This window comes from Streptomyces sp. NPDC031274, from assembly GCF_055570235.1.
Genome location: NZ_JBVIHP010000228.1, coordinates 1 through 1,409 on the forward strand (window position 1 = coordinate 1; position 1,409 = coordinate 1,409).

Here is a 1,409-nt window from a genome sequence, read left to right on the forward strand (position 1 = left end):
GCAAGGACGAACTGCTCCTCACCGTGGCCCGGTACGAAGCGGCCCGTGTGATCGATGACCAGCAGCCGGAACTGAGCTCGCTCACTTCCTGGGCGGCCTGGTACCGGTGGCGCGACAAGGTCGTCGCCCGCTACCGGGAACAGGGCACCGACTGCCCTCTGCATACGGCCCTCTCCCAGCTGGGCCCGGCAACCGATGCCACGCGGACCGTGGCCGGCGACCTGCTCGACCAGTGGCAGCAGCAGCTCGCCGCGGGCCTTCGCCACATGCAGGACGGCGGCGAGATCGCCCCCGAACTGGATGCCGACCGCGAGGCCGCAGCCCTACTGGCCGGCATCCAGGGCGGCGTGCTGATCCTCCTGACCACGGGCGCCTCCACCCACCTGGAGGCCGCCCTCGACCTGGGCATCGCCCACTTGCGCGCCCCCGGACACCGGGACCGTTGAGAACGGACCGACCGCAGTCTGTGTCGGGACCTGCGTGCCGGCGTACGTATGGACAACTGTCTGAGCTGGAGCGGTGCACGGTCCGCTCACACATCAAGTCAGCATGGTCGGCACTGGTCGGCACTGATCGGGCAGGACCACACGTGTGCATGCTGCCGAGCGATCGCGGCACCGTAACCCGTTCAGCTGGTAACGACACATGTCGATGTACACACTGCTACGCTGCGAGCGGCCTGAACCGTTTGATCGAGGAGTCGCAGTCGTGGCGGGTGAAGACGACATCTCCGGATGAGATCCGGATGTGATCGGCCATCGGACGGCGCTGCAACAGCGCTGCTGCCGTGGCCCCTTCGTCGTACCCCCTTTCCCACGCTGCCCAGGGCAGAAGTCTGTCTGCCCTCCATCTCCCGAGGTCACCGCCATGTCCGATGCCGCCATCATCTGCTCGAACCTCTCCTTCGCCTGGCCTGACGACACCCCGGTCTTCAACGACCTGTCCTTCACCGTGTCCCCCGGCCGGACCGGCCTGGTCGCCCCCAACGGCTCCGGCAAGAGCACCCTGCTCAAGCTGATCGCGGGCGAACTCAAGCCCGCCACCGGCTCGGTGTCGGTCAGCGGCACGCTCGGCCACCTCCCGCAGAGCCTCCCCCTGGCCGGCGGCCTCACGGTCGCCGAGGTGCTGGGTGTCGCCGCGGTGATCCGTGCCCTTGACGCCGTCGAGTCCGGTGACGTGAGCGAGGAGCACTTCACCACCATCGGCGACGACTGGGACATCGAGGAGCGCACCCGCGCCCAGCTCGACAGCCTCGGCCTGGCCGATCTCGCCCTGGACCGCAGCCTGAGCACGCTCAGTGGCGGCCAGGTCGTCTCCCTGGGCCTCGCCGCCCAGTTGCTCAAGCGCCCCGACGTACTGCTGCTCGACGAGCCGACCAACAACCTCGACCTGGAGGCCCGGCACAAGCT

Annotated in this window: 2 protein-coding genes; both read left to right on the forward strand. The window is 68.6% G+C overall.

The window, feature by feature from the left end; genetic code table 11:
- The coding region (locus ACZ5CR_RS45195) for a TetR family transcriptional regulator C-terminal domain-containing protein (protein ID WP_468869480.1) at positions 1–446 on the forward strand (446 nt) is incomplete at its 5' end.
- 421 nt (positions 447–867) lie between these two features.
- A partial coding sequence (locus ACZ5CR_RS45200) for an ATP-binding cassette domain-containing protein (protein ID WP_468869483.1) occupies positions 868–1,409 on the forward strand: 542 nt, incomplete at its 3' end.